At 67.3% G+C, this 12,271-nt stretch carries 13 protein-coding genes; 12 read left to right on the top strand and 1 reads right to left on the bottom strand.

The window, feature by feature from the left end:
* Window positions 1-455 precede the first annotated feature (455 nt).
* The 12 genes from ALI22I_RS07800 (at window position 456) to ALI22I_RS07745 (ending at window position 10,797) form a co-directional block, all read left to right on the top strand.
* Window positions 456-1,025, top strand: coding sequence for a DUF3558 domain-containing protein (locus ALI22I_RS07800; protein WP_077003818.1), 570 nt, complete (start codon window positions 456-458; stop codon window positions 1,023-1,025).
* 137 nt (window positions 1,026-1,162) lie between these two features.
* Window positions 1,163-1,771, top strand: coding sequence for a DUF3558 domain-containing protein (locus ALI22I_RS07795; protein ID WP_077003817.1), 609 nt, complete (start codon window positions 1,163-1,165; stop codon window positions 1,769-1,771).
* 1,099 nt (window positions 1,772-2,870) lie between these two features.
* Entirely contained in the window at window positions 2,871-3,263 is a 393-nt protein-coding gene (locus ALI22I_RS50540) for a hypothetical protein (protein ID WP_077004812.1), read from the top strand.
* Window positions 3,260-3,688 (top strand): recombinase family protein, encoded by a 429-nt coding sequence (locus ALI22I_RS50535; protein ID WP_077004811.1) that lies wholly within the window; start codon window positions 3,260-3,262, stop codon window positions 3,686-3,688. The genes ALI22I_RS50540 and ALI22I_RS50535 overlap by 4 nt, the downstream gene beginning before the upstream one ends.
* Window positions 3,689-3,772: 84 nt before the next feature.
* Window positions 3,773-4,375, top strand: a complete 603-nt coding sequence (locus ALI22I_RS07780; protein WP_077004810.1) for an HAD hydrolase-like protein — start codon at window positions 3,773-3,775, stop codon at window positions 4,373-4,375.
* Window positions 4,372-5,223 carry a hypothetical protein gene (locus ALI22I_RS07775; protein WP_143532046.1) on the top strand — a complete coding sequence of 284 codons (852 nt, stop codon included), beginning with the start codon at window positions 4,372-4,374 and terminating at the stop codon, window positions 5,221-5,223. The genes ALI22I_RS07780 and ALI22I_RS07775 overlap by 4 nt, the downstream gene beginning before the upstream one ends.
* Before the next feature lie 220 nt (window positions 5,224-5,443).
* Complete coding sequence (locus ALI22I_RS07770; protein WP_077004808.1) at window positions 5,444-5,791, top strand: hypothetical protein; 348 nt, start codon at window positions 5,444-5,446, stop codon at window positions 5,789-5,791.
* Window positions 5,725-6,849 carry a DUF3558 family protein gene (locus tag ALI22I_RS07765; protein ID WP_083751528.1) on the top strand — a complete coding sequence of 375 codons (1,125 nt, stop codon included), beginning with the start codon at window positions 5,725-5,727 and terminating at the stop codon, window positions 6,847-6,849. Before ALI22I_RS07770 ends, ALI22I_RS07765 begins: the two co-directional genes overlap by 67 nt.
* A gap of 257 nt (window positions 6,850-7,106) precedes the next feature.
* On the top strand, window positions 7,107-8,525 hold the full coding sequence (locus ALI22I_RS47505; protein WP_083751527.1) for a RapZ C-terminal domain-containing protein: 1,419 nt from the start codon (window positions 7,107-7,109) through the stop codon (window positions 8,523-8,525).
* Window positions 8,526-9,118: 593 nt separating this feature from the next.
* Complete coding sequence (locus tag ALI22I_RS50530) at window positions 9,119-9,331, top strand: hypothetical protein (protein ID WP_179118141.1); 213 nt, start codon at window positions 9,119-9,121, stop codon at window positions 9,329-9,331.
* The gene (gene serS, locus ALI22I_RS07750) at window positions 9,332-10,363 is read left to right on the top strand and encodes a serine--tRNA ligase (protein WP_083751525.1); all 1,032 of its coding nucleotides are present in this window, start codon (window positions 9,332-9,334) and stop codon (window positions 10,361-10,363) included. It begins immediately after the preceding gene.
* Window positions 10,360-10,797 carry a carbamoyltransferase N-terminal domain-containing protein gene (locus ALI22I_RS07745; RefSeq protein ID WP_077004806.1) on the top strand — a complete coding sequence of 146 codons (438 nt, stop codon included), beginning with the start codon at window positions 10,360-10,362 and terminating at the stop codon, window positions 10,795-10,797. The genes serS and ALI22I_RS07745 overlap by 4 nt, the downstream gene beginning before the upstream one ends.
* 150 nt (window positions 10,798-10,947) lie before the next feature.
* Here ALI22I_RS07745 and hisS read toward each other — a convergent pair whose 3' ends face one another.
* Window positions 10,948-12,258 carry a histidine--tRNA ligase gene (gene hisS / locus ALI22I_RS07740; RefSeq protein WP_077004820.1) on the bottom strand — a complete coding sequence of 437 codons (1,311 nt, stop codon included), beginning with the start codon at window positions 12,256-12,258 and terminating at the stop codon, window positions 10,948-10,950.
* Window positions 12,259-12,271: the final 13 nt, after the last annotated feature.

The following is a 12,271-nucleotide window of genomic DNA, read 5'->3' as shown; positions in this document are numbered from 1 at the left end:
CCTCGGCGATCTCCGGGGTGTCCGGCGCGCCCGCGCACAGCACGATCTGCGCGTCCGGCGAGATCCGGTGCGCGGCGGCGACCAGGTGGCCGACACCCTTCTGCCGGGTGATCCGCCCCACGTGGCCACCGTTGCACGGGGTATCGAACGGACGCGGGTTTCCAGGAGTGTGTACACGGTTACGTCCGGCGAATCGGCGTCCGGCGGCGGACGGCAGCCCTCCGCACAGCCGTGATCCAGGGTCGTGGGACCGATCGGGCACACGACACCGACGACGGCGCCCGAGGTTTCCGTGTCGCCGGCCCGGCGACACCGAGGGTCACCGGGTGGAAGACCGACACGGGCATGCCGCACTGATCGTTCGCCGAGTCCATAGCTGCCAACGGCATGCCCACACGTCCGGTCGATACCGGCGGCCGACGGAACGCACCACAGAACAGGGACATCAGGACACGATGCGTCGATCACTGATCGCAGCCACGACGTTGACCGCGCTGTTGACCGCGTGCGCTCAACAAGGAGGAACCACGAACGAGACCGTTTCCGCGACCGTGGTGAGCACGACCTCGACAGCGATCAAGCCCAGTTCGGGGCGGCCACGTGACGTCGAACTCGACGACAGGCTGGCGTGTGAACTGCTGTCGGCCGACCAGTTCCCCATGCTCGAGATCGACAGTGAAGGCCATACGACGGAAATCGAGGCCCTCAAGGCCACCGGTTGCACGTGGACGGTGACCGGCGCGTCCAACATCCTGGCTCCGGTGCTGCACGAGGACATCGGGGCGTGGATGGACGGCAAACGGATCGGGAAGGGCGAGTGGGTCGCCCCGGTGGCGGGGTTCCCCACCATCACCGTCGCCATTCCCGGCAGTCCGGACCGTTGCGACCTGATGGTCGGCACCACGGATAACCAGTACCTCGCGGTGGCGTTCTCGGTGAGCCCGGGTTTCCTGGACCGGTTCCCCACACCGTGCGACGGGGCACGGCAACTGGCAGAAGCGGCCATGCAGAACCTGATCGGATGACCGATCGCCGATGAGGATCGGCGACCAGCACGTCTGCCCGGTCACGACCCGCAGCTCGACGACCGGGCTCACTGCGGCCGGTCCCCGGTCGGAGCCGGCGGTGCCGGTGCCCGGCAGAGACAAACGGCGGAATACGAATGCGACAGCGGAACAACGTGAACACCACGCGACGAATCCTGCTCGGAACAGCGACCACACTCGTCGTGGTCGCGGCATGCGGCTCCGGTACCGACACGCCGGGGCACGACATGCCCGATCGCGGCGACACCGGTACCCGGACCACCGCACCGTCCCTGTCGGAGTCGACTTCCACACGTCCGCGTGCGGTCGATCTGGACGGCACGGCCCCCTGCGGCCTGCTCACCGATGGGCAGCTGCCCACGTTGAAGATCGACACGGCGGGACGGCCCGTGGACAGCGACTTCTACAAGACCACGGGCTGCTCGTGGACGGTCATCGGAGCCGGCAGCCATCTCGTTCCCGTGACCGTCGAGGGCATCTCCGCGTGGACGGACGGCAAGCGGGCCGGCCAGGCGGAGACGATCGATCCGGTGCTGGACTTCCCGGCCATCACGGTGACCCTGCCCAGCGACGAGGGCCGCTGCGACGTGATGGTCGACACCTCCGAGGGGCAATACCTGGTGGCGGCCTTTTCGGTGCTGCCGACGTACGAGGACCGGTTCCCCGCACCCTGCGACGGGGCCCGGAAGTTGGCGGAGGCGGCGATGGAGAACCTGCTGAAGTGACGGAACGACAACAACACCGATGCGCCGCCGTACCGACATAGCCGACTGCCGCCCACACCACACCGGAGGGCAGAGGTGCCCCATGCCGGCGAACCGATCCGGCCACCGCCATTGCGGCGGCCACGCGAGGAACACAACACCATGACCCCCCCGGACAGTCACCTACCTACGACGGCACCCTGGACGCCCATGGCGGGCTACCCGTCCCCGGCTACCGCAGCGCTCGGGGCGGCCCCCACCCGGAGTGCTCCGGGCGGACACCCGCTTTCTCCATCGCGGTCCTGGGCGGTCGTCGTCGTGGTGACCGCGGCGACGGTGGCGGGATGCGCGGTGTCGACGGACGCGGAGCGCGGTCGGCAGGAGCGGGTGACGGTCACCGAAGCGACGAAGAACGGGACGGCCGAACTGGGCACCGACCCCGGCCCGCTCCGCGCCAGGTTTCCTGTCCTCGACGGTCCCACCACGGCACGGTGGATGTCAGGCACCCGCGGAGACCTCGACATCCCGGGACCGTCCACGTACTGGATCGACGCCGTGATAACGCTTCCCCAGCAGGAAGTCGACGAGTTGATGTCGGCCTACTCGCCGGCCGTGGCAGGGGAGACCCCAGACCGTTGTCGACGGCATGCGTGCACACCTGCCGGCCGGTCCGTTCCTGCCCAGCGAGGCCTTCGACGCCGCATTCCGACACGACCGTCGGTATGCGGCGGCCTACCCAGCCCCACAGACCAACGACCTCGTGCTCGTCGCGACGGGAACCGGACCGGAACAACCCGTCGTGCGCCCCACGTTCCATCTCCCCCACAGCTGGCGACCCCAGTATCCCGCAGAGGTGTTGCACCTTGACCACCCCCGTGTCCGGCACCGTATCCGTCGCAGCACTACCTACAACGGACTGTGCACTGCCGCAGGCGACCGAAGTTCACCAATCGGCCACTCTTCCGGAGCCGGCCCAGCTCCACGCCTCCGTCCGCCCGCCTCTGCTGCCCCGCGAACCCAGCGACGGTGGGCCGGTCACCAGGAGCGTGGCGTGGTTTCGCCCATCGCGGCCCTGTGTCGTGGTGCACCTCGCGTACCGCTTCCTGGAGGTGGTCTGACGATGCTCGCGTCCCCCGGCGACGTGCCTCTCCGCGACCTCGAACGCGACCGCCGCACCGTCTACGGCTATCTGTGTGCCGAAGCGCCCGACGAGCTTGAGCTCGCCGTGTGGCGCAAGGAGATCGCGCAGTTCTGCCGCGGACGTGGCCTCCACCTGGTGACCGTCTTCATCGACCGGCGGGAGCCGCCGGACCGCGTGAAGCGGCCGGGGTTGGCCGGGCTGCTCGACGCGTTGAGCCTGCCCGACAGCTATGCCGTGGTCACGCCGACCGTCGCGCACCTGTCGACCGACCACGCCGCGCTGGATGTGCTGCATCGAAGCATCAGCCATACCGGCTCGCGGCTCTTCGTCATCCACGACACGAGCCGCGACCCGAAAGGCGGGCGCTCGTGACACACGACGAACCCGACAGAGTTCGTGCCGGCCGGGCTGCGCCGGTCGCCACGCAGAACGAACCGAGCACGGCTGCGGCCGGCGGGCTCGTCTACGGGTACCTGTGCGCCGGTGACGGCCCGATCGACGAGTTGCCCGTACTGCGCGAAGCGATCATCACTACGGCGGAGCGGCTCGGCTTCCTGCTCGCCCGCACATACACCGACTACAGCTCTGCCCCCTCGTCGACGCGTCCGGCTCTGCGGCAGCTGATGAACGCTGCCCGAGCACTGCGCCCGCGCGCGGTGCTCGTCCCTGGCGCCTGGCACCTGTCGCAGTCGCCTACCGAGCGAACTGCGGTGCTTGACCAGTTCCGGCAGCGCGGCTGTCAGGTGATCGCGGTCGAGGACGGTACGGCCTCGGTCCTCAACGCTGGTGACGTCTGACGGCGATCAACGCGCAATCCATAACCATCCTTTTCAGACGAACGTGTAGTGCCGCGTCGGCGGCGGCATGAGCAAAGGGGAAACGTGCGAGTCGAAGCGAATCCGGAGCGGACCCTGCTCCTCGGCGCCTGCGGGGTGCTGGTCGGTGAACCGATGGGGCCGTTGTTCGCAGCCATCGGACAGGCGGCAGGCATGGAGGCCGAGGCCGTCGAAGCCGTCTTCCGCGAACGCTTCCGTGACGACCTGTGGAGCGGCCGGCTGGACGAGGCCGTCTTCTGGAAGCAGCTCGCAGCAGACTGCGACATCACTGCCGACCCCTTGGCGTGGCGCGAGGTCCTCATCGGCGCCATGGTGTCACTTCCGGCGGTGCAACACGTGGAGGCGTGGGGGAGCGAGGCTCGCCTGGTGTTGGTGTCGAACCACCGCGGCGAGTGGCTGATGCCGATCCTGGACCGCCGCGGACTCACCCCGCACTTCGACCGCCTCTACATCTCCAGCAAGACCGGCCTGGTGAAGCCGGACCCGAAGGTCTTCCACACCGCGCTGGAATCCAGCGCACCGCAGTCGGCCTTGTACATCGATGCCGACGAGGTCAACCTTCGGGTGGCCGCCACGCTCGGCATCACCACCGCACTGGCGGAACCGGACGGTATGTGGATGCACGAGGTCGAGGAGTGGTTGTGGTGAACGACGTCCGGCCACTGTTCGATCCGGGCTTCACCGAGAGGCTGCCCCAGATCACGGCCGCGCTGGCCCCGGCGGTCTCCGACCTCCCGCCAGGTGGACGGCACTGGGTGTTCTACGGCAGCCGGCCGCTCGGCCTCGCCCGGCAGGGCAGCGACCTGAACGCTCTCCTGCTCCTGGACGACTTCCGGGGCGCACCGCACCGCCGCGACGGCCGGTGGGCCACGGTACCGGTGACGATCCACGTGCTGTCCCGGGACCAGTTCACCGCCGATGGTCACGAACGTCGGTACGGCGGTTACTTCGCACTCAAACTCCTCGCCCCGTTCATGAGCAGCCGCGCCTCCGACGATGAGCTGCTCAGCCGCACCACGGCCGGCTTCCTCGGTCCGTTCGCCGAGGCGGTCGCCGACCGGTGGTACCGGCCCGCCTGGTCCGCCGACCAACTGCTGGCCCACGCCTACCTGGCTTTCCTCGACCTCCACCCGGACGCAACCTCCTACCTGGCGCGGCTACGGCGTCACGCCGACCTGTTCGGACGGGCCTGGCGGCACCAGCGCGAGGTCTATGTCGCGGCGCTCGGAGCGGCGGGCATGGTCGCACCGCACGGCGGGAATCGCTGGCACTACACCGACCAGGCAGCGCTGGACGACGCCCCCCGTGAACACGCCCGTGCCACCGCCCGTTTCTGGGCGGCGGGCACCACTTGCCACGACTTCCCCGACGAGTACTTCACCAAGTCCGATGTCTACGCGTCCCGAGCCGAGCAGACCGCGACCCGACAGGCGCTGCTGGACATGGTGACCGGCGAGGGGCGCGTGGTCGAACCAGTGGCCGGGCACCGCGCCTGACCACATGACCGCACGGTGGCTCGCCGACGCCCGCGCAGTCGGACGTCCTGCATGGACTTCGTATTCGCGATTCGCCCTTGGGGCGCACCGCGGCCACAGCGCTCCGGCCGGCCCTGACGGCCGGGGACCGGCCATGGGACAGCGCCGGAACACCCGAGCCGCCAACGGCGGCTATCCCAGGCACACAACAGCGGCAACCGATCGCCTTCACGGGGACCTGATGAGCAGACTCGATCTCTTCCTGAAGAACTATGAGCGTGGCAGTAGGAAGCCGGACGGCTCCTACGACCTGGAGTCGCTCGGACGTGCCGTCGCACTGGCAACACCGCACCTCGTGGTGCTCAACGAAGCCGCCGACTACGCCTTCCGCGGTGGCCGAATGCTCTACCGGGCCGCGAGCACCGTGACGCGCCACACCGGGAAGGTGTTCGTACCGCTGCCGGGTCGGACCGACCGCGGCGACTGTCCACTGGCGATCTTCTACCGGCCCGAGCACATGGCATGGACCCTCCAGCGGGCGTTCAGCACGGCCGTGACCAAGGGCGTCGACGGCCTCGCGAGGGCCTGATCGACGACTGGATTCTCCTCAACGAGCGCGCCGCACCACGTCGGCGACCAACAACCACCACCGGGATTCAACCAATGACAACGACAGTGAACCGTCGAGCACGTATCACGAAATCCGCCGTGGCGGCGGCAGTCATGCTCAGCACCACCGCAGGCTGCACAGTGGCACAGGAACACGCCACGACCACGGCCCCAGCCACCACTATCGCGACACACACCACGGACCGGCTACCCACCACGCGCCCCCGGGAGATCAGGCTCGACGGTCTGGACCCGTGCGATCTCCTGACCAAGCGCCAGCGATCCGATCTCGACATCTACGAATCAGGGGAGCCGGCGACCGTGGAAACCCTGGGCGACGCCCCTGGGTGCGACTGGATCCTGACCGGCGAGTCCTCTCGCCTGGTGGCGGTCACGACCGAGGGAATCGAGGCGCGGATCGGTCAGGGCAACCCGGTGACGCCGGTCAACGGATTCCCCACCATCATGGTCATCCCCGAAAGCCCGGACTCCTGCGACCTCCTGATCAGCATTGCGGACGGCCAATATCTCGCCGCCACGTTCACGGCCGCGTCTTCGTGGATCTCGCCGTCACCGTGCGACGGCGCACGCCGGCTCGCCGAGGCGGCGATGCACACCCTCGGCGCCACGTCGGCGACCACCGGCAGCACGCCGACCTCGCTGGAGGACACGGAGCCGTGCGGCCTGCTGACCGAGCAGGACCTCGACATGCTCGGCAAGCTCGGCGGCCCGCCTCTCCGCAGAGACCTCGGCACCGCCCGCAGCTGTAACTACAACATCGACAACCACCCGCTGGATATCGACCTCCGCACCAACGTCGGCCTTGCGGGGGTGAACACCGCCGGCCCGGTGACGGACTACACCGTGGGTGGACATCAGGCGAAGGTATGGATTTCCTCCGGCGGCAGCTGCTTCGTCGTCCTGGGGGTGAGCCCGTCATCCCGGGTCGACATCACGTACATCACGATCAGTACCGGCGAGGACCCGTGCGCGCTGGCGCGGCGAGTCGCCGAACTGGTGGAGCCCAGACTGCCGTGACCGTCCGGGGAGGGACTACATCGGCTTGCGTGGGCCGAAGCGACGGGCAGGCACGCGCCCCCGCCCCGGACGCGACCACCGCAACGGCACGGTCGCGCACACGAAGCCGACCCCGTCCGCCCGCAACACGGAGCACACGGTCACGCGGAGCGCCACCCGCCGCGCGCCGGCGCGGCCCGCACGCGCCCCCTGCAGTACCCGTGGATGGAACCGGCGCACATCCCGCTCGGCATGGCCACTGCGAAGGAGCCAACGCGATGACGGACGCGACCAAGGGCGTGACGCCGGTGAACGTGGTCGTCTTCGGTTTCCAGTACGGAATCCCCCTCGGGGCCACTGTCATGAGAGACGTCCGCGAGTTGCGCAACCCCTACACCGACGAGCCGGCCCGAAGCAGTTCAACGGCCTGGACTCCAGGATCCCAGCAGTGGGTCATGGCCCAGGACGGCGCCGCGGAAATCCTCGACGACCTGACCAGGATCGCGGTCCACGCAGCCCACGGACACTGGCACCGCAGGCAAAGGACAGCGTTGGTGGCAATCGGCTGCACCGGAGGCAAGCACCTCAGTGGCACGGTGGTCGAACTCCCGACACACCGGCTGCGAAACGACTACCGGATGGCCGCCGAGGTCGCACACCTGCACCTGAACACGAAAGCCCCGGACACCAACGCGCACGTGCTCCACAACCTCACCATCGCCGTGCAAACCCTCGTTGACCGGGCAACGGTCCGGACCTGTGCAGGCCTGCGACCGTCGCCACCCGTCATCCCGGCAAACCAACCGCATACGAGGAGAACCGTGACCACCACAACGCCAGGCAGTGCCCGATTCCTGTTCTGGAACCTGTACACCTCGGGCAAAGAACGGCTCGACGGCGACGACAGGCGCTGGCGGCAGCAGATGACGGTCCTCCAGGAAAATCCGGCTACCGTGATCGGTCTCACCGAGTGCTGGCGCTGGGACGCCGACGACCACCAGCTGTTCCGCGAGGCCCAGGACACCCTCGACATGCGCGGTGAGCTGTACCTCAGCAAAACCGGCTGTCACCAGGCGATCCTGTGGCACCCCGACGTCGAGGTGGTCGACACACGAGCACAGCCCCACGAGCTGGCCGAATGGCACGGCTACGCCACCGCGTTGCTGCGACTCCCCGACTGGTCCACCGCAGTGCGGGTGGTGGTCACCCACCTGTTCCCCTTCGGCGTCCTCAAGAAGTACACCGAGGCAGACCTGCTGCGCCCACTCGCCGACCCCCGTACCGGCGTGCCCACGGTGATGATGATGGACGGCAACACCGTTCCCCCGGGCGACGACGAACCGGACTGGTCCGTGCTGCCGGACCACCAATGGGCCAACCACATGCTGCCCGGCGAGCACACCGCCGACCGGACCCCGCTGCAGACACTGACCACCTCACCGACGGGCACCGTGCTGCTGGTCGACGTCGGCGCACACCAGGGCAACCGCGACGCCACCGCGGGCTACTACGACCCCGACGACCCCGAGCGTCGCATCGACCTGGCCTACGTCACCCCACCCCTGGCCGACCGTCTGCACTCCTACACCGTGATCCGCGACCACCGCTTCCTCCCGCAACGGAACGAGTCGGGAACCGTTACCAGACCCGGCGCCTCCGACCACGCCGCACTCGCGTTCCAGGTACGAAACCACTGACCGGAAGCAGGAAGACCGCGCATCAGGTGTCGAAGAAGAAACGGTGGCGACAGCGAAGCTGTCGCGAACAGACTTTCGCAGATTGCGCGACCGCGACTCCATGTAAACCAATTGCGTGCCAGTATACACTAAAGTTCCTCATCAGACAGCGTCCGGCGAATTTCCGTACGCTCGCGTGGAACGGCGGTCATCGTGCTCGACCGGCTTCAGCCGGTTACCGTCAAGCCAGGCCCGGACTGGTGGGGGCAATGCCTTGCGCAGGCATCGAGCTACGCGCCTTGCAGTTCGTGGGCATGTCGCCGCCGCGTCGAGATGCGCTGGCCGCGTCTCGGCGTCGGGCGCCTCCGACTTGACCGCCTCCACTGTGCTGTGGCCGAACCTCGAGTGTCCTCCGTCGTGATCACCATGTCCTCGCCGCGCCACGTGCGACAGGTCATCGAAGCTGTTCGAGCACCGTTGGCGGCGGCATCAGTTCACGAACTGGCCTCGGCGTGGATGAACGCACTGCACCGCCCCGCATCACCCGAAGAAACCGGCTGGTCAGCGTCGATAGGCTCTTATTGAGCTATCTGTCCAGCCCCAGGAGGACCTTCGTGATTGACATCGCGCTGCTTCGGAACGATCCGGACGTCGTCCGGCGCTCGGTGTCCTCTCGCGGCTCCGACGTCGACGTGGACAAGTTGATCGAGGTCGATGCTGAGCTGCGGCAGAAGACCGTCCAGGCCGAACAGCTCCGGTCGAAGCAGAAGACCCAGCCCAGGGGCGGCCAGGTCGACATCGAGGCAGCGAAGGCGCTCAAGGAGTAGTTGAGGCAGCTCACCGAGGACGTTCGGCTCCTCCAAGAGACGCGCGATGACATGTGGGCGCGGCTGCCGAACGTGCTCGCCGAGGACACCCCGCCCGGTAGTGACGACGAAGGCAATGTCGAGCTTCGCCGAGTCGGCAATCCAGTGGAGCCCGACGAAGCCCGCGCCCATGAGACCGTGGCGAACCGCCTCGGGGGGATCTTCGACTTGGCTCGCGGCGGCGCGGTCGCGGGCTCCGGCTTCTACTACTGGCAGGGCGCAGGCGCGCGCCTGGCGTGGGCGGTGTTCTCCTACACCCAAGACCTCCTGGTCCAGCGTGGATTCACCCCGATGCTCACGCCGCTGATGGCGCGTGATCACGTCTTCTACGGCACGGGCTACCTGCCGTTCTTCGCGGACCAGACCTACAAGATCGAGGGCACCGACCTCTCACTGATCGGCACCTCCGAGCAGACCCTGATCGGCTACTACGGCGACACCATCATCGACGCGGACGACCTGCCGATCCTGGCCACGGCGTTCTCGCCCTGCTTCCGGACCGAAGCCAGTGCGGCCGGTCGTACCAACCGGGGTGGCTACCGGGTGCACCAGTTCCACAAGGTCGAGCAGATCGTCATCTGCGCCCCGGAGGACTCCGAGCACTGGCTGAACGAGTGCCAGCGCAACGCCGAGGATCTACTGAGCAGCCTGGAACTCCCGTTCCGTACGGTGCGCGTGGGCGTCGGCGACCTGGGCGCTCCGGCGTTCAAGAAGTACGACACGGAAACGTGGTTCCCGTCGTTCGGGGCCTACCACGAGACGCACTCCAACAGCAACCTCACCGACTTCCAGTCCCGGCGATTCAAGATCCGGTTCCGCCGCGACGGGAAGTCGGTGTTCCCGCACACGATCTCCGCGACCGGAATCACCGACCGCGCCGTGCTCGCCATCCTGGAGAACAACGTGCAGCCGGACGGGTCGGTCGTCGTGCCCGAGGTCCTCCGCAAGTACCTCGGCGGCATGGAGCGGATCGAGGTGCCGACCAAATCATGAGCAGACCGGTCCTCGGCGTCAACGTCGGTACGCATGACGCAGCAGCCGCAGTTGTCGCCGAGGGCCGCGTGTTGGCCGCGGGCGAGGAGAAGCGGTTCAGCCGCGCTAAGCACACCAAGGCGTTCTCCGAAGGCGCGATTCGCTACTGCCCCGATGAGGCGGGTCTCGAACCTCGGGATGTCGACCGGGTGGCGCTGTTCGTTGACCCGCGCTGGCGCCTGCTGTTGCCGCTGACCAATCTCTACCACGGCTTCCCCGCGTCGCTCGGGTCGCTCATCTCCGACCTCCGGAAGTTCCGCTACCGAAACGCCGCGCCCACTGGCGTTCATTCGGGATGGCGGTCATCGGATCAGCAGCCATGGCCGTCGAGCTTCTGGGCAAACTCGCGCTTGGCATCCGGCGAAGCCCACGCGCTCGGTCGCGGCACGGCGTAATGAGCCGGGCTGCGGGCTTCCCGACGTGATCATCTACTTGGATTGGTCGATCCAGGTCGAGGCTGTGATATCTGTGTTAGTTCGCCAACCTGGCTAGAACGGTCCGACGCCTTCCTCGGAGGAACAAGGAAGGCGTCGGACGGTAGGTGATCAACTTGCCGGTGTCTGCGATTCGCCCGTCACAGCCAGCACGGCTTGCAGCGCGGCGTCTACCGAAACCTGCTGCTGATTCTGGGTTGCCATGCCTCGCACCACGACGGTGCCCGAGTTCCACTCGTCCGGTCCGATGATGACGACAGCTCGTGCCCCGGCACGATTGGCCCGAGCTAGCTCCTTACCGAGCTTGCGAAGCTCGAGAGGTGTACTTGTGCGTAGACCACCAGCACGGAGTTGCCGTGCCACCTGACGAGCCGGTTCCACGAGTGTTTCGTCGATCGGGATGACGACGACATCGACCTCGCTTCGTGGCTCGGGGAGCAGGTCGTGGGTGCCGAGGAAGTCGTGGAGCGTGACATCGCCCATCCCGAAGCCGATGCCGGGAATTTGCTGGGCGGTGAACAGGCTGGCCAGGTTGGTGTAGCGGCCTCCGCCGAACAGCGATCGGTTGTTCGCTGGGTTGGTGTCGAACACCTCGAAGACAGTCGAGGTGTAGTACTCGAACGCTCGAACGATCAGTGGGTCGAAGGTGATCAGGTCTCCGGCGCTGCTCTTGAGCACCTTCATCAAGTGGGAGCGGTCGCGAGCATCCTGAGAGATGTCGTCCAGAACCGCTGGGCCACTGGTCAGCGCTTCGGCCAACCGGTCGAACTGCTTGTCGCTGACGCCGTGCTCGGCTGCCTGACTTGCCAGCGTCTCGCGTGGGTACTTTTCCCACCGGTCGACTACGGACGACACGTCGCGGAGCTTCTCGACAGGAATCTCGACGATATCCGTGAGGATGCTTTCCAGCAGGACCCGGTCGTTGGCTCGCAGCTTCCACATGTCCCTGCCGGCGCCAAGCGTCGCCATCATGTCGTGGATCAGCTCGAAGATTTCGATCTCGCAGCTGGCGCTGTCCGAGCCGAAGATATCGACGTTGATCTGCCAGTGCTCGCGCACCCGACCCCGTTGGGGGCGCTCGTAGCGGTGGCAGTTGACGTTGGTGTACCAGCGCACCGGGAACTGGAGCTGGCCTGCGTTGCCGGCGATCATCCGGGCGACAGAAGGCGTCATTTCCGGACGCAGCGCCAAGCGTCGGCCGCCGCGGTCCGTCAGAGTGTAGAGCTGCTGATCGGCGATCTCGCGCCCGGACTTGGCCTCGTAGATCTCCGCCGACTCGAGGATGGGACCGTCGTAGCGGAGAAAACCGTAGCGCTCGATGACCTCGTAGAGCCGATGGAATACCTGCGTGCGAATCGACATCTCGGGGGGCAGGAAGTCCCTGGTTCCCCGGTACGGTGCAGTAGGCAGGTATTCGGGCACGATGCTGGCTTCC

It is taken from the genome of Saccharothrix sp. ALI-22-I (assembly GCF_001984175.1).
Lineage (GTDB): Bacteria > Actinomycetota > Actinomycetes > Mycobacteriales > Pseudonocardiaceae > Actinosynnema.
The sequence above is the reverse complement of the archived record's forward strand: the minus strand, read 5'-3'. Positions and strand labels throughout refer to the sequence as shown.

What these genes read in the sequence shown, in the direction of transcription:
- ALI22I_RS07800 (WP_077003818.1), top strand. Translation starts at nt 456, where the DNA reads ATGCGTCGATCACTGATCGCAGCCACGACGTTGACCGCGCTGTTGACC.
- ALI22I_RS07795 (WP_077003817.1), top strand. Translation starts at nt 1,163, where the DNA reads ATGCGACAGCGGAACAACGTGAACACCACGCGACGAATCCTGCTCGGA.
- ALI22I_RS50540 (WP_077004812.1), top strand. Translation starts at nt 2,871, where the DNA reads ATGCTCGCGTCCCCCGGCGACGTGCCTCTCCGCGACCTCGAACGCGAC.
- ALI22I_RS07770 (WP_077004808.1), top strand. Translation starts at nt 5,444, where the DNA reads ATGAGCAGACTCGATCTCTTCCTGAAGAACTATGAGCGTGGCAGTAGG.
- ALI22I_RS07765 (WP_083751528.1), top strand. Translation starts at nt 5,725, where the DNA reads ATGGACCCTCCAGCGGGCGTTCAGCACGGCCGTGACCAAGGGCGTCGA.
- ALI22I_RS47505 (WP_083751527.1), top strand. Translation starts at nt 7,107, where the DNA reads ATGACGGACGCGACCAAGGGCGTGACGCCGGTGAACGTGGTCGTCTTC.
- ALI22I_RS07745 (WP_077004806.1), top strand. Translation starts at nt 10,360, where the DNA reads ATGAGCAGACCGGTCCTCGGCGTCAACGTCGGTACGCATGACGCAGCA.